General features: G+C 63.0%; 13 protein-coding genes. 7 read left to right on the forward strand and 6 right to left on the reverse strand.

Translation table 11 applies throughout. The annotated features are described in order from the left end of the window. Window positions 1-23: 23 nt before the first annotated feature. From VFW93_RS15815 to VFW93_RS15835, 5 genes are all read right to left on the reverse strand, one after another. Window positions 24-359 (reverse strand): H-NS histone family protein, encoded by a 336-nt coding sequence (locus VFW93_RS15815; protein WP_329694927.1) that lies wholly within the window; start codon window positions 357-359, stop codon window positions 24-26. 278 nt (window positions 360-637) lie between these two features. Continuing rightward, window positions 638-1,864, reverse strand: a complete 1,227-nt coding sequence (gene mltB, locus VFW93_RS15820; protein WP_329694928.1) for a lytic murein transglycosylase B — start codon at window positions 1,862-1,864, stop codon at window positions 638-640. Between the two features lie 15 nt (window positions 1,865-1,879). Next, on the reverse strand, window positions 1,880-3,988 hold the full coding sequence (locus VFW93_RS15825) for a transglutaminaseTgpA domain-containing protein (protein ID WP_329694929.1): 2,109 nt from the start codon (window positions 3,986-3,988) through the stop codon (window positions 1,880-1,882). Continuing rightward, the gene (locus tag VFW93_RS15830; RefSeq protein WP_329694930.1) at window positions 3,985-5,082 is read right to left on the reverse strand and encodes a DUF58 domain-containing protein; all 1,098 of its coding nucleotides are present in this window, start codon (window positions 5,080-5,082) and stop codon (window positions 3,985-3,987) included. The genes VFW93_RS15825 and VFW93_RS15830 overlap by 4 nt, the downstream gene beginning before the upstream one ends. Then, on the reverse strand, window positions 5,079-6,020 hold the full coding sequence (locus VFW93_RS15835) for a MoxR family ATPase (protein WP_329694931.1): 942 nt from the start codon (window positions 6,018-6,020) through the stop codon (window positions 5,079-5,081). The genes VFW93_RS15830 and VFW93_RS15835 overlap by 4 nt, the downstream gene beginning before the upstream one ends. A 76-nt stretch (window positions 6,021-6,096) precedes the next feature. On the opposite strand from VFW93_RS15835, the gene VFW93_RS15840 reads away from it, so the two are divergent. From VFW93_RS15840 to pbpG, 6 genes are all read left to right on the forward strand, one after another. Beyond that, the gene (locus VFW93_RS15840; RefSeq protein WP_329694932.1) at window positions 6,097-7,032 is read left to right on the forward strand and encodes a histone deacetylase family protein; all 936 of its coding nucleotides are present in this window, start codon (window positions 6,097-6,099) and stop codon (window positions 7,030-7,032) included. Between the two features lie 17 nt (window positions 7,033-7,049). Next, window positions 7,050-8,333 (forward strand): mechanosensitive ion channel family protein, encoded by a 1,284-nt coding sequence (locus VFW93_RS15845; protein WP_329694933.1) that lies wholly within the window; start codon window positions 7,050-7,052, stop codon window positions 8,331-8,333. 18 nt (window positions 8,334-8,351) lie between these two features. Further along, on the forward strand, window positions 8,352-8,999 hold the full coding sequence (locus VFW93_RS15850) for a phosphatidylserine decarboxylase (protein ID WP_329694934.1): 648 nt from the start codon (window positions 8,352-8,354) through the stop codon (window positions 8,997-8,999). Between the two features lie 38 nt (window positions 9,000-9,037). Beyond that, the gene (gene pssA / locus VFW93_RS15855) at window positions 9,038-9,847 is read left to right on the forward strand and encodes a CDP-diacylglycerol--serine O-phosphatidyltransferase (RefSeq protein ID WP_329694954.1); all 810 of its coding nucleotides are present in this window, start codon (window positions 9,038-9,040) and stop codon (window positions 9,845-9,847) included. Window positions 9,848-10,160: 313 nt separating this feature from the next. After that, the gene (locus tag VFW93_RS15860) at window positions 10,161-11,702 is read left to right on the forward strand and encodes a 2-isopropylmalate synthase (RefSeq protein WP_329694935.1); all 1,542 of its coding nucleotides are present in this window, start codon (window positions 10,161-10,163) and stop codon (window positions 11,700-11,702) included. A gap of 169 nt (window positions 11,703-11,871) precedes the next feature. Further along, on the forward strand, window positions 11,872-12,975 hold the full coding sequence (pbpG, locus tag VFW93_RS15865; protein ID WP_414639699.1) for a D-alanyl-D-alanine endopeptidase: 1,104 nt from the start codon (window positions 11,872-11,874) through the stop codon (window positions 12,973-12,975). A gap of 97 nt (window positions 12,976-13,072) precedes the next feature. Here pbpG and VFW93_RS15870 read toward each other — a convergent pair whose 3' ends face one another. After that, on the reverse strand, window positions 13,073-13,804 hold the full coding sequence (locus tag VFW93_RS15870; RefSeq protein ID WP_329694936.1) for an IclR family transcriptional regulator: 732 nt from the start codon (window positions 13,802-13,804) through the stop codon (window positions 13,073-13,075). A 373-nt stretch (window positions 13,805-14,177) separates the two neighbouring features. Between VFW93_RS15870 and VFW93_RS15875 the strand changes: the two genes are divergently transcribed. Next, window positions 14,178-15,170: a TIGR03790 family protein gene (locus VFW93_RS15875; protein ID WP_329694937.1), complete on the forward strand. Its 993-nt coding sequence runs from the start codon at window positions 14,178-14,180 to the stop codon at window positions 15,168-15,170. The last annotated feature ends 1 nt before the right edge of the window (window position 15,171 follow it).

The following is a 15,171-nucleotide window of genomic DNA, read 5'->3' on the forward strand; positions in this document are numbered from 1 at the left end:
GCCTTTTTGTTTCAATCTGAAATTCAGATCGCGAAATCTTCGAGTTTCTTGCCCGAAGCGATGGCGGCTTGAACCCACTTGGGCTGCAGGCCACGGCCGGTCCAGGTTTCACCGGTTTGAGCGTTGCGGTACTTGGGGGCCACCTTGCGGCCAGCAGAGGCGCTGCCGCCTGTGGCGGGCTTGCCTGCCTTGAGGCCCAGGTCGGCAACGGTCAGGCCATGCTCAGCCAGCAGCGACTTGATTTGAGCGATCACACCTGCACGCTCGGCACGACGTGCGTCCTGCAGTTGCTTTTCCAGATCTGCCGCCTGTTTTTCCAGTGCGGCCTTTTGTGCGAGAAGCTCTTGGTAGTTGCTCATTTGGTGTCCTTTGTGGCCCGGGTGTCTAGGGCAATGAATACTTATTGGTGAGAGCCTGCAGTCAATGGGCTGTACCCGGAAGTCGTTCCAGTCGCGCTTGCATCAACCTGTGCCGGATTCTATACACAAATTAAATTTCATTGCAAACGCAATATGCCCGAGCGTCCCGTTGATCATGTCCGAATGCACATGATATTGCGTCGAGGCACTATTGACCTCTTGTCGTTCATTGCCACTCGGCATAAGTAGTAATACCTAGGCTTGATAAAACACCCGTATTACGGAGTTTGCGTATTTTGCCGACTTGCTTCTCGGGAAACAACCTCGCCCAACTGGATGACCGCCAGTGCGTAATAGCTGGACTGGTTGTAGCGCGTGATGGCGTAAAAATTGTCCGTGCCTGCGATCATGGTCGGCGCATCGTTGCCGTTTTGTAGCAGCACCATGGCGAGCTGGCCCAGGTGATTTTGTCCGCTGTCCGACAGGGACGCGCCTAATGCCTTCATGTCTGACGCCGAGAAACTGGGCAAGATATCCGGGGCCAGGAGTTTGGCCAGTGCCTGCTCGTCTTGCGGTGGCTTGATATCGAAATAGGCTGGCCATTGGGCGCGCCAGCCATGTTGCGACAGGTAGTGCGCGACGCTGCCGATGGCATCCACGGGGCTACGCAGTAAATCGATGTGGCCGTCGCCGTCGAAGTCCACGGCAAAACGCCGGATGGAACTCGGCATGAATTGGGGCAGGCCGATCGCACCGGCATAGGAGCCCAGCACGGTTTCCGGCTCCGTACCTTGCTCCTGGCACAGCTTGAGGAAGTGGGCCAGTTCAGACCTGAAGAACTCGCTGCGATCACTGCGGCCTTTTGGGAAATCCAGGCTCAGGGTGGTCAGGACGTCCAGCACCCTGAAATTCCCCGTTTGCCGGCCATAAATCGTTTCCACGCCCAGCACGCCCGCAATGATGCTGGCAGGCACGCCATACGTGCTTTCCGCGCGTTTGAGTTCGGTTTCGTGGGCGCGCCAGAAATTGACGCCGGCCTTGACGCGGATGGGTTCAACAAAGCGACTGCGGTAGACCCCCCAGTTCTTGGCCGTGCCAACCGGTGCGGGCAGCATCAGCCGCGCGGCGCTTTCTCTGTAGCGCGCCTTGGCTACCGCGTTCCATGTCCATTGCGGATCCAGGACCATCTTGTTGGCGATGTCTGCAGCCAGCACACGGGCATCATCGCGGCTCGCATAGCTGTCGCTTGTCGGGCTGCCTGACATGCCTTTCGGGGCTTGCCCCTGAATGTCCGGCGTCACGATGCCTTTGGTGATCACGCCCGGGTCATTGGAGGGGCCGCGGGCATGGGCACCTTGTGGCTCGCTGGGCACTGGTGCGCTGGCCACTGGCGGTGGCGATGGTGTCCGGGGCGTGCTGCACGCGCCGACCAGGGCGCTCAGCATGGCCAGCAAACTGGCGCGAAACAGGTGGGATGACTGACGGTGCGGCACTGGCGGGTTCAAGGAGGCTTGGTGTGCCTAGTTTGCCCGATCCCGCCGTTTGATCGCGCGCCATTGCTGCGCCTGTTGCTGAATCGCCTGCACCAACGCTGACCGCTGTTGTCTGGCCTCCCGCTGGTGGCCGGTCTGAGGCGCGTAGCGCAAGGCATCGAGCTGTCTGAGCGCATCGATCAGGGCTTGCCTGGTAGCCTGCAGGTTGGGCGCAATCGGCAGGTGTTCCAGTCGCTCGGCCCAGGTCAGCGCAGGCGCGGGGGCAGGGCTGCTGCCCGGTTCAGGCAGGCCGGCTGCGACCAGGGCACGGTGAACCTTCATGAGAGGGCGTCGCCACGGGGTGCGTGGCGTGCGTGGCCTGGTCCACCATAGCCAGCCCACGCCCAGCAGGCTGGTGCAGGCAATCACGATGCCGCACAGGCGGATCAGGTCGGTGGTGCTGGGGGACGAAAAGCCCCAGTCCTGCAGCAGCTGCATCTGGCGATGGCGCGAGTACTGCAAGACCCACAGGTTCCAGCGGTGATTGCTGGCGTCCATGTAATCGCGAATGCGGCTCCAGAGTGCCGGGTCGATGTTGGCCAGCGGGCCGGGCAGCATGTTGCGGCGCCCGAAGGTCTGCCGCGGACGTTCGATGCGCTCAGGCGCCACGGCACCGGTGGGGTCCACGCGCACCCATCCTTCGCCGGGCTGCCAGAACTCTGCCCAGGCGTGTGCATCACTGTTGCGCACCACGAACCAGCCGTCCACCGGATTGATCTCCGCGCCCTGATAGCCAGTGACCACACGGCTTGGCACGCCCATGGCCCGCATGATGACCACATAGGCCGTGGCGTAATGCTCGCAGAAGCCGCTGCGGCGGTCCAGCCAGAAACGGTCGATCAGGTGGCGTTCGGGTTTGCCGTCGGCGTCCAGATAGGCATCACCTGGCGTCATCGTGTAGCGGTAGTTTTGCTGGCGGATGTGCTGCAGGATGGCTTCTGACAAGCGTCTGGGGTCGGCCTCGGCCAGTGCCGCCGACTGCCGCATGGCCAAGGCCCAGGCGATGGTGCGCGGGTTGTAGCCCGATGGCAGTTGCAACCAGTCCTGAAGCAGCGGGCTGCCCTCACGCGGGCCGTGCTCGATCTGCAACCAGGCCTGCGCATCGATCTGGGCGCGGTCAGCCAGTGCCTGAGCGGCCATCCAGTTCAGGCCCTCGCGCACGATCTGAGGCTCGGTCTGGGGTGGTGTGGGTGCAGCCAGCAAGGTGCCGTCCAGCAAGGGCACCGTGCTGACCTTGCTCGGCTCGATCGTGATCTGGTAGCGCGTGACCTGTCCGCTCGGGCGTGGCGGGAAGACCTCGTCGGCGCTGATCAGGGCCGGGTTGCGCGGGCGTGCCATCCAGTTGCGGCCATCGAAAAAGTCCAGCACGGGGCCGCGGAAGTACAGCTTGCTGGTCACCGGAGGTACGTCGATGAACTTCACGCGCATGGCGACGGTGTCGTCCTGAGCCAGTTCCGATACGTTGCCCAGCTTGATGCGGTCGGACAGCCCCGTGCGAGGTCCGGCATCGGCCGGCACGCTCCACAAAGGCCCGAGGCGCGGGAACAGCACATACAGCGCAAGCATCACCGGGATGCCCATCAGCACGCAACGCCAGGCGATCTTCATGGCCGACCAGATGCTGGGGCGCCCCAGCGGTCTTTGTGCCAGCACCAGCGAGGTCAGCATGCCCATCAGCACCACGATCATCAGCAAGGCGATGAACAGGCTTTGCGAGTAGAGGAACTGCGTCAGGATCAGGAAGAAGCCCAGCGAAGTGATCACGAAGGCATCTCGCCGGGCACGCAGCTCCAGCGTTTTCAAGCCTGCCAGCAGGCAGACCAGGGTGACGCCGGCTTCTCGTCCGAACAAGGTGTGGAAGGTCCAGACGGTCAGTCCCATGCCAATGGCCAGACAGACCAGCAACACCGAGCGTGGTGGCAGCGGGTCATCGCGCCAGGCCATGCGGGCGCGCAGCAGGATGGCCAGGCCCGTGCTCACGGACGACCACAATGGCAGACGAGGCAGGTGAGGCAGGATGCTCAGGGTGAGCACGGCGAGCAACAACAGCGTGTCACGGCCTTCACGCGTCAAGGACGATGCTGACAGGCGCCTCACCGGAGGTCTCCGGTCTGGGCGCCAGGGTTCCACAAGGCCAGGGTGTCCAGGCAGCGGCGCAGGTGATGTGAGCCGGCGTTGCAGTCCACGGCCACGCCGGGTAGCCGCAAGCCATAGATGGGGCCTCGGGCGGACGCATCCTGCTCGGCCTGAATCAGCCAACTGGCCAGGCGACTGAGACGGGCTTCCGCATCCAGACCGATCATCCCCGGGCTGTGTTCGAAATCCAGCCAGAGATCCGGGCTGTGGCCTTGTGCGGGCTCCCGGCTGACCAGGCCCGTACCCGAGGCCAGGGCCTGACTGGACTTCTTCCAGGCGATCCAGCGCATCGGATCCCCGCGCCGGTAGTCGCGCAGGCCTTCCGGCATTTCCGAGCTGACTGACGTGGCGCGTTGCGCGTGTTCCGAGGCCTCCAACCGGCGTCCTTGTGGGAGCGTCGGTGCATTGGGGTCCAGGGCGGGCCAGATCAGCACGCGGGTCTGAGGCAGCCAGTAGGCCCAGGCGCGAAACAGGCCCAGCGGGAAGCGGGTGTCGATCGTGATGCGGGGCAGGGTCAGCCAGCCGCGCTGCTGTGTGGCCACATCGACGTCAACCGTGCAATCGCTGCCGGGTGTCAACTCGGCGTGCGCGGGCGTACCGGGGCCCTCCATCGTGCCCTCGGGGGCCTTGGGGCCTGCCGTGACCTGCAAGCCATAACGCCCCAGCTTGCGGTGCTTGTTGCTCAGGGTGATGCCCACGCGCAGAACCTGGCCGGCGTGCACGCTGCGCAGCGTCAGCAGCCGCAGGTTCACGCCATGCAGATTGCCATGGGTCTGATAGAGCGCCGCCATGGAGGCCCCGCCCAGCAGGAAGCTCAAGGCATAGCCCAGGTTGACCTGTTCGTTGATGGAGGCCAGCAGCAGTACCACGAACACGAGTGCAAAAGCCCAGCCAGCCTTGGTCGGCAGGATGTAGAGATTGCGTTGATTGAGGGTGAGCTGATCACGTCTGGGCAGGCGAGATTCCCACCAGGCGTTCACCCTTTGCCTGATCCAGTTCAGGTTCAGGCGTGGGCTGGGTGTGTTCAGCATCGCGCGCACGCGGGTCATCGTCATGGGACCGGCGTGGCCTCCAGCAACGCCCGTGCTTGAGCCGTGGCGCTGCGGCCGGACTGTGGCAAGGGCATCAGTCTGTGTGCCACGGCGGGAATCCACAAGCTCTGGATGTCTTCAGGCGACACATGCTGGCGGCCCAGCACCAGGGCCCTGGAGCGTGCCAGCTTCAACAACGACAGGCCGGCACGCGGGCTCAGGCCCAGTGCAAACCAGCGGCCATCGCGGGTGGCAGTGATCAAGGCCTGCAGGTAGTCCAGCAGGCTGTCGGCCACATGGACCTCGTCCACGCGTTGCTGCCAGTGTTGCCATTGCGCCGGCGTCATCACCGGTTGCAGATGCAGCATGGCACCGCGGCGATCCTGCCCGGTCAGCAAGGAGCGCTCGGCGCCTGGGTCGGGGTAGCCCAGCGACAGGCGCATGGCGAAGCGGTCCAACTGAGATTCAGGCAGCGGGTGCGTGCCCAGTTGCTCGGAGGGGTTTTGCGTGGCGATCACGAAAAACGGCGAGGGCAGGGGGCGTGTTTCGCCCTCCACCGATACCTGCCGTTCTTCCATGGCCTCCAGCAGGGCGCTCTGGGTGCGCGGGCCCGCCCGGTTGATTTCGTCTGCCAGCAGCACGTGCGCGAACACCGGCCCGGGATGGAAGACGAAGGCTTCCTTCTGCCGCTCGTAGACGCTCACGCCGATCAGATCGGTCGGCAGCAAATCCGAGGTGAACTGGATACGCGAGAAGCTCAGGCCCAGGCTGCGCGCCAGGGCTTGCGACAGGGTGGTTTTCCCGACGCCCGGCACGTCTTCGATCAAAAGATGACCTGAAGCAAGCAGGCAGATCACGCTGAGGGTGACCTGCTCGCGCTTGCCCACAATGATCGTGCTAACCTGATCGATGAGCTGAGTGATTTGCGAGCCCTTGACGGACGTGGCAGCGCCAGTCGGCATGGCATGGTTCGAGTCGTTTCGCAACATGACGCGACATTACCTCAAACCCGCACGGCGTGCGGACCAAAGCTGACCCATGGCAACCGGCTATTTTTCACACTCTGACTGCCTGCATCACGACATGGGCAACGGACACCCCGAATGCCCCCAGCGCATCACGGCCATTGAAGACCAGTTGAGAGCCCAGGGGCTGGATGTCCTGATGTTGTCGCCTGATGTGCCGCTGGCCAGCAACACCGATCTGGCACTGGCCCACGATCTGAACTACGTGCTGACGCTGGATGACTTCCTGCAACAGCTGGAGGCCACAGGCGACACCCGTGCGCTCGACCCGGACACCTGGGCGAGTCCCGGAACCCGTGCCGCAACCTGGCGAGCCGCCGGTGCCGCCATCGCCGCGACCGACGCCGTGATCGACGGCAAGCTGGACAACGCTTTCTGTGCCGTGCGGCCGCCCGGGCACCACGCCACCCACAACCAGACCATGGGGTTCTGCTTCTTCAACAACGTCGCCGTGGCCGCGCGCCATGCGCTGGACGTGCGGGGGCTCAAGCGCGTGGCGGTGGTGGACTTCGACGTGCACCACGGCAATGGCACGGAAGACATCCTGGCAGGCGACGACCGCGTCCTGATGGTGGGGCTCTTCCAGCACCCCTTCTATCCATATAGTGGGGCGGAGTGCCGTGCCGGCAACATGGTCAACATCCCGATCCCCGCGCGCAGCGACGGCAAGGTCGTGCGCGACGTGGTGGAAAGCTACTGGCTGTATCGCCTGGAAGACTTCCAGCCCGAGATGATCTTCATTTCGGCCGGATTTGACGCCCACCGTGAGGACGAAATGGGCGGTTTGGGCATGGTCGAGGCAGATTACGCCTGGATCACGGCGAAAATCATGGAAGTGGCAGCCAAGTACAGCAAGGGGCGCATCGTGTCCTGTCTGGAGGGCGGCTACAACCTCAGTTCGCTGGCCCGCAGTGTGGCGGCGCATGTGCGAACCCTGATTGAAAACTAAGCCCGCCTATCTTCTACATGTCCGTGAGTTCCGTCCAGGTCACCCATCCCATCACCCCTGATGAACTGCTTCAGTTGCTGGATGGGCTGCAGCAACGCTCTGCCTTGTCCGAGGCGGGCATCATCCTGGGTTGCCTGGCGCTCTCCTGGGGCCTGCTGCGCCTCTGGCGGGGTGCACAGGGGGATCCGCATTCCGTCTGGTTCGGCCGCAATATCGTGGATGGGGTGCTGTTTCCGGTGCTGGCCTTGCTGCTGGCCCTGGCTGCGCGCCGCGCCCTCATGGGTGTCTTGCCGCTGACGGTTTTCCGTCTGATCATCCCGATCCTCGCTTCCCTGGCCGTCATTCGGCTGACGGTCAAGGTGCTCAAGGTGGCCTTTCCGTCTTCCCAGACGGTGAGGGTGGTCGAACGGACGGTCTCGTGGATGGCCTGGATCGTCACCGTGCTGTGGGTCACCGGCGTCATGCCCATGATCCTGGGCGAGCTGGAAGACATCACCTGGAAGATCGGCGCGACGCGGGTCAGCCTGCGCAACCTGATTGAAGGCGCGCTCAGTGCGGTGCTGGTGCTGATATTGAGCTTGAGCCTGTCCTCGGCGATCGAGACAAAGCTGCTCAAGGGCGCCACGGACAACCTGTCGCTGCGCAAGATCGCGGCCAATGCCATCCGCGCCATCCTGCTGACGCTGGGGCTGATCATGGCCCTGTCGGCCGCCGGTATCGACCTGACAGCCTTGTCGGTGCTGGGCGGTGCCGTGGGCGTTGGTCTGGGTTTTGGCTTGCAGAAGCTGGCCGCCAACTACGTGAGCGGCTTCGTCATCCTGGCCGAGCGCAGCCTGCGCATCGGGGATCTGGTGAAGGTCGACAACTTCGAGGGGCGCATCACCGACATCAACACGCGCTACACCGTGCTGCGCTCGGTCACGGGCCGGGAGTCGATCGTGCCCAACGAACTGCTGATCACGCAGCGTGTTGAAAACGCATCCCTGGCGGACAACAAGTTGATGCTCACGACCGTCGTACAGGTGGCCTACGGCACCGACCTCAACAGTGTCATGCCCAGGCTCAAGGACGCCGTGGCGGCCTTGCCGCGTGTGGTTCAGGATCCTGGCCCCGCCGTGCACCTGTCCGATTTCGCTGCGGACGGGTTGGAGTTGACCGTCGCTTTCTGGATCATGGATCCCGAAAACGGGCAACTCGGTGCACGCTCGGCGGTCAATCTGGCCATCCTGGATACGCTCAACAGCATGGGCGTCGAGATTCCATTTCCTCAGAGGGTTGTGCATCAGGCCAGCGTGGCTTGAGGTATCCTCCGCCGCACGATGAGCTTTCCCATTTCTTTCCCCAGCCGGGAGAACTGGCCCTTCATGGGGCTGGTGCTGCTGGCCTGCCTGCTGGCCTTTGCCTGGCAAGGCCCCCTGGCGGCATCCCTGGTTGCCGTGGCTGGCCTGCTGGCGCACATGGTCTATTTCCGCGATCCGCCACGCGCCGTGCCTGCCCAGGCCGGTGTGGTGCTGTCGCCAGCAGACGGTCGCATCGTGCGCATCGAAAAGGCCCGCGACCCCTACGCCAACCGTGACGCCTTGCGCATCAGCGTGTTCATGAGCCTGTTCAGCCTGCACGGCAACCGTGCGAGCGTGGACGGCGTGATCCGCCAGGTCGAGTACATCCCCGGGCAACTGGTGAACACCGATCTGGATACGGCTTCACGCCATCATGAGCGCAATGCCATCGTGATCGAGTCCAACGGCCAGTTGGTGACGCTGGTGCAAGTGGCGGGCTTGATCGCCCGCCGGATCCTGTGCTGGGTCAAGCCGGGCGACACGCTCACGCGTGGGCAGCGTTACGGCCTGATCCGTTTTGGCGCTCGGGTAGATGTTTACCTGCCGCCGCATGCCGTGCCCAAGGTTGCCCCTGGCGACAAGGTGTCGGCAACCACCACCATTCTGGCAACCCTGAACAAGGCTTGACTGTGCAACCTGTTTCCCCGAAAGAGGCCGATCCCAATGTGGATCTGAGCCTGGATGATGCCGATGACGCGCCCCGTCCGCGTCGCAAGGGCGTCTACATCCTCCCGAATCTGTTCACGCTGGCCGCATTGTTCGGCGGCTTCTACGCCATCGTGATGGCCATGAACGGCCATTTTGACCAGGCGTCGATCGGCATTTTCTTTGCGATGGTGCTCGACAGCCTGGATGGCCGGGTCGCCCGGATGACCAACACGCAAAGCGCGTTTGGCGAGCAGATGGACAGCCTGTCAGACATGGTGTCCTTTGGCGCCGCACCCGCCTTGATCGTCTACGAATGGGCGCTCAAGGACATGGGCAAGCTGGGCTGGATCGCTGCCTTTGTGTACTGCTCGTGTGCGGCTTTGCGCCTGGCGCGCTTCAACACCAATATTGCGGTGGTGGACAAGCGCTTCTTCCAGGGCCTGCCCAGCCCGGCCGCTGCGGCCCTGGTCATGGGCCTGATCTGGGTCGTCACCGACATGGGTGAAACCGCCCGCTCCCTGCACGGCATGGTCTGGCTGGCCTGTGGCTTCACGCTGTACGCGGGGCTGACCATGGTCACCAACATCCCGTTCTACAGCTTCAAGGACGTCAACTTCCGGCGCACGGTGCCGTTCATCGCCATCGTGGCGATCGCGCTGGGCATCGCCGTGATCACCATCCATCCGCCCATCGTGCTCTTCGGAATCTTTGTGGTTTACGGCACCTCCGGCTATGGTGTCTACATCTGGAAGCGCATGAAGGGCAAGCCGGTGAGCGTGATTTCCACCTCGACCGATGAGCCCGATGAAGCCGGCCTGCATCGCTGATCGTCATTTCCTGGGTTTGTTTGGCGTTATTGCCAGCCTCAGGCTCTGAACCTGCGTGTTATATTGATACCCATGAAAACGTTCAACGCATCGCTGCTACTACTGCTAGGAGAGCCCCGGGCGCGTTGATCGCTATCGTCTGTACACACCTGTACCTTGCATCACGGCCCGCCAAGCGCTTCTTGCGGGCCGTTTTGTTTTGGATGGAGTCATTGATCAATCCGGAACTGGCCAGATGCCCAAGAGATGCTTCACAGCACGCCAGGCGGCCACCAACCTGATCTGAACCGACTTCTGTCCCACGGAGACCACCATGACCGACAAGCTCATCATTTTCGACACCACCTTGCGCGATGGCGAACAGTCGCCCGGCGCGTCCATGACGCGTGAAGAAAAGCTGCGCATTGCCCGCCAGCTGGAGCGTCTGAAGGTGGACGTGATCGAAGCCGGTTTTGCCGCTTCGTCCAATGGTGACTTCGAGGCCATCAAGTCGATCGCCGACGTGATCAAGGATTCGACCGTCTGTTCGCTGGCTCGCGCCAATGACCGCGACATCGCTCGTGCTGCCGAGGCCCTGAAGGGCGCCAACTCCTGGCGTATCCATACCTTCATTGCCACCAGCGCACTGCACATGGAAAAGAAGCTGCGCATGTCGCCCGAGCAGGTGCTGGAGCAGGCGAAACTGTCCGTGCGCTTTGCCCGCAACCTCACGTCCGACGTGGAGTTCTCGGCTGAAGACGGCTACCGCTCCGACCTCGATTACCTGGCCCGCGTGTGCGAAGCCGTGATCGCCGAGGGCGCGACCACCATCAACATCCCGGACACCGTGGGCTACGCCATCCCCGAGCTGTACGGCAACTTCATCAAGACTCTGCGCGAAAAAGTGCCCAACTCGGACAAGGCCATCTGGTCCGTGCACTGCCACAACGACCTGGGCATGGCCGTGGCCAACTCCCTGGCCGGCGTGAAGATCGGTGGCGCGCGTCAGGTGGAGTGCACCATCAACGGCCTGGGCGAGCGTGCCGGCAACTGCGCGCTGGAAGAGGTCGTGATGTCGGTCAAGACCCGTCGCGACTACTTCGGCCTGGACGTGGGCATCGACACCCAGCAGATCATGCCGGCTTCGCGCCTCGTGTCTCAGACCACCGGTTTCGTGGTGCAGCCCAACAAGGCTGTGGTGGGCGCCAACGCCTTTGCCCACGCCTCCGGCATCCACCAGGATGGCGTGCTCAAGGCGCGGGACACCTACGAAATCATGCGTGCGGAAGACGTGGGCTGGGCTGCCAACAAGATCGTGCTGGGCAAGCTCTCCGGCCGCAACGCCTTCAAGCAGCGCCTGCAGGAACTCGGCATCGATCTGGACTCGGAAACCGAAGTCAATGCCGCCTTTGGCCGCTTCAAGGAACTGGCCGACCGCAAGAGCGAGATCTTCGACGAGGACATCATTTCCCTGGTGGGCCACGACGGTGCCGCCAGCGAGCAGGATCACTACCGCTTCGTGGCGCTGTCTCAGCGTTCCGAAACCGGTGAGCGCCCGCACGCCAACATCGTGTTCGTGGCCGGCGATCAGGAACACCGCTCCGAGAGCGATGGCAATGGCCCGGTGGACGCCTCCCTCAAGGCCATCGAGGCTGTCGTGAAAAGTGGCGCAGAAATCGTCCTCTACTCGGTCAATGCGATCACCTCGGGAAGCACAGAATCACAAGGAGAGGTCACAGTTCGTCTGCAGCATGGCGGGCGGGTTGTCAATGGGGTCGGAGCAGATCCGGACATCGTTGTGGCGTCAGCCAAAGCCTATCTTTCTGCGTTGAACAAGCTCCACAGCAAGTCGGAAAGGGTGGCCGCACAGGGTTGACCCGCATGACGGTGGTCTGATCAGCCAGGCCACTTGATAAAAGACGCGTAAGTCTTTGATCTTGCGCGTCTTTTTTATTACACTTGCGTGAAGACGAAAGGGCTGTACCGTGGTGTGCTCGAAATTGAAGAAAAACTGGCTTGCAATTGCACTGGTATCGGTGCTGTCCGTGTCCCTCTGCACCTCTGTTGAAGCAGCTACCAAGGCCCGTCAGTCCACCACCCGTACCGCCAAGGCCAGCAAGGTGGTCAAGGCCAAGCCCGTTGCTCGCAAGGTGGTCCGTCAGGCCAAGTCTCGCGGTCGCGTGGTCCAGCAAGCCCCCCGCGCCAGCGTCGTGCGCGCAGTGTCAAGCAACGCCGTGCCTGCCAGACTGGCGCCCGTGTCCATCAACGCTGCAGCACCGGTTCGCCCATCCTCCAATCTGGCCGCAGCCTCCAGCGCCTCAGGCACCTCGTTTGGTCAGCTCTATGGTCTGCACCACACACAGGATCCACTGGATCTGAAGTCCAGCGTGGCGCTGGTGATGGACCAGGACACCAATGAAGTGGTGTTTGCCAAGAATTCCGAAGCCGTTCTGCCGATCGCATCGCTGACCAAGCTGATGACCGCGATGGTGATGGTGGAAGCCAAGCTGCCGCTGGAAGAAACCATCACGGTCACCGCCGATGACGTGGACACCGAAAAGAACAGCAGCTCCCGCCTGGCGGTGGGCGCCACGCTGACCCGTGGTGAACTGCTGCATCTGGCCCTGATGTCGTCGGAAAACCGCGCGGCTCACGCCTTGGGGCGGACCTATCCTGGTGGCTTGCCTGCTTTCGTGCTGGCCATGAATGCCAAGGCCCGTTCGCTGGGTATGGCCGATACCCGTTATGTGGACCCCACCGGCCTCAACAGTGGCAACCAGTCGAGCGCCAAGGATCTGGCCTCGCTGGTCAAGGCTGCCTACCAGCAGCCCCTGATCCGTGAGCTGTCGACCTCGCATGAGTACGCCGTGCGTGTGGGCAGCCGCCAACTGCAGTTCCACAACACGAACAGCCTGGTGCGCAACCCCGCCTGGGACATCGGTCTGCAAAAGACGGGCTACATCGTGGAAGCGGGGCGTTGCCTGGTGATGCAGGCCAAGATGGCTGGCCGAAAGTTCATCATGGTGTTCCTGGATTCGGCAGGCAAGTATTCGCGTCAGGCCGATGCAGAGCGCGTGCGTCGCTGGATCGAGTCGGCCACGCAAAAGGGCGCCTTGAGTAGCCTGCCGCACAACAAGGTTCAGTCCTGACTCATCGTGCTACCGGCTGAGCCCAGGGTTCGGCCAGGCATGAAAAAAGCCACCGCATGTCGGTGGCTTTTTCGTTGCGGCCTTTAGCGGCCAGGCATCAACTGTGACTCCACCCCAGCGTGCTCGACACGCGTTGCGCTGTGTTCTTCAAAGCTTCGCCCCACTCCGGGCTCATGCGGGCGGCAGGTGCGTTGAGCGCCAGGCTGGCTGTAACGCGGCCCTGGTCGTCCAGGATCGGCGCGGCGCTGAGTTGAAGGGAGGGGTCTTGCCCTTCACCTTCTTGCGCGATGCCGCTTTGGCGGATCAACGACAGCTCGGCGTGCAGCCCTGGGTGGGCGCCCGCCAGGCCTTGCAGGGCAGAGCCGGATTCATTGAGCAGCAGGATCTTGCCGGCGGCACTGCTGGTCAGTGGCACGCGCAGGCCCATCACGCGGGTCACCTGCACGCCATTGCGTTCCGACACGGTGCGTTCGATGCACAAGGCATCGTCGTCCTGGCGAATGAACAGGGAAACGGGGAAGCCGGTCAGCCTGTGAAGCTCCTGCATCGGGCGCACGGCCAGATCGCGCACATCCAGGCGAGCGCGAACCAGGTTGCCCAGCTCCAGCAGGCGCAGGCCCAGCCGGTAGCTGCCGGGGCCCGATCGCTCGACCATGCCGCCAACGGCCAGGTCATTGAGGATGCGGTGAGCTGTGGAGGGATGAAGTCCGGTCTGCTCGCTGATCAGTTTCAGTGAAACGGCACCGCCATCGCGCGCCAGTGTGTCCAGCAGACTGAACATTCTGCTGAGAACCTGGATCGAAGTGGAAGCTGCTTTGGTATCGCTCATCGGGGTTTTCCTCCGTGAGAAGGGATTTTGAAAGGCGGGATCCCCCATCAATCGGCGAAATAATCCGTGCCTTGAGCGCATTTCCACCCGTCTGCCATGTCGTTTTCGGCATTTCATAACGCCCATGACCATTTCCAGACCATTTGCGCCAATTTGGCGAGATTTCGTCCTCGCTTTCCGGTCGGCGTCAGCCTGGCTGCCGGGACTGTTGGCGGCCTGTTTTGTCGGTGGGGTGATGGCTCAGCCGGATGTCCCCGCCAGTAGTGTGGAAAAAACCGCCGCGAGCGCGCCTGGGGCCGCGTCGTCAACAGCCTCGGGTGCGGCTGCAGCGCCGCCGGCTTCCGCCGCATCGGCACCGTTTGTGCACCGTTGGGTGTCTCCCTTTCCACGCGTGATCGGCAAACTGGGCGTCAAGGACCTGGGGCTGGTCATCAACGAGGATGATCCGTATTCCGTACAGGTGGGGGCGTATTACGCGAAAGCAAGGCGCATCCCCGCTTCGCAGATCCTGCGCGTCAACCTGCCGGTGAAGCCGGAGTTGTCGCCAGCGGATTTCGCGAAGTTTTCGAAGCAGGTCGACGCCTTCTACGGCAGCCGGGTTCAAGGCCTGGCGCTGGCCTGGAGGCAGCCCTATGCCGTGGGCTGCAATTCCATCACAGGCGCGCTGGCGCTGGGCTATGACGGCAAATTGTGCAGCGAGGCCTGCCAGAAACCCGGGCACAAGAGCCGGTCGTCTGTCTACTTCGGGTCGGTATCCGTCAAGCCTTTCAAGGACCACCACATGCGACCAGGCATGCTCCTGGCTGCCAAGGATGTGGCAAGTGCCAAGGCCCTCATCGACCGCGGGGTACGCTCCGACGGCACCTTGGGGCTGAAGGGGGCGCCCCCTGTGGACGTGCACTTTGTCACGACATCAGACCAGGTACGCAGTGTTCGACAGTGGTCGTATCCACCAGCCGGGCCTCAGCCCAAGGTCGGCATCAACGTCTTGCTGGATCAGACGGATGCCTTGCGCCACGTCGATCGCGTGCTGCTCTACATGACCGGGCGGGAGCGTATCGAAGGCCTGGACACGGTGAGCTTTGTGCCGGGGGCCCTGGCCGATCACCTGACTTCGTTTGGCGGCATGCTGGATGACGCGCACGGGCAGATGTCCGTGCTCTCGTGGATCGATGCTGGCGCCACGGCCAGTTATGGCACCACCAGCGAGCCCTGTGCCCATCCGCAGAAGTTCCCGCATCCGCAGGTCCTGCTGCTGTTTTATGTGCAAGGCGCCACGGCCCTGGAGGCGTACTGGAAAAGCGTGATGTGGCCGCAGCAGGGTCTGTTTGTCGGCGAGCCGCTGGCTGCGCCTTTCGCTCACTAGC

It is taken from the genome of Aquabacterium sp. (assembly GCF_036279675.1).
GTDB lineage: Bacteria > Pseudomonadota > Gammaproteobacteria > Burkholderiales > Burkholderiaceae_C > Aquabacterium.

Coding starts and splice junctions, on each gene's coding strand:
- VFW93_RS15815 (WP_329694927.1), bottom strand. CDS start 359: ATGAGCAACTACCAAGAGCTTCTCGCACAAAAGGCCGCACTGGAAAAA.
- VFW93_RS15830 (WP_329694930.1), bottom strand. CDS start 5,082: ATGACGATGACCCGCGTGCGCGCGATGCTGAACACACCCAGCCCACGC.
- VFW93_RS15835 (WP_329694931.1), bottom strand. CDS start 6,020: ATGCCGACTGGCGCTGCCACGTCCGTCAAGGGCTCGCAAATCACTCAG.
- VFW93_RS15840 (WP_329694932.1), top strand. CDS start 6,097: ATGGCAACCGGCTATTTTTCACACTCTGACTGCCTGCATCACGACATG.
- VFW93_RS15845 (WP_329694933.1), top strand. CDS start 7,050: ATGTCCGTGAGTTCCGTCCAGGTCACCCATCCCATCACCCCTGATGAA.
- VFW93_RS15850 (WP_329694934.1), top strand. CDS start 8,352: ATGAGCTTTCCCATTTCTTTCCCCAGCCGGGAGAACTGGCCCTTCATG.
- VFW93_RS15860 (WP_329694935.1), top strand. CDS start 10,161: ATGACCGACAAGCTCATCATTTTCGACACCACCTTGCGCGATGGCGAA.
- VFW93_RS15870 (WP_329694936.1), bottom strand. CDS start 13,804: ATGAGCGATACCAAAGCAGCTTCCACTTCGATCCAGGTTCTCAGCAGA.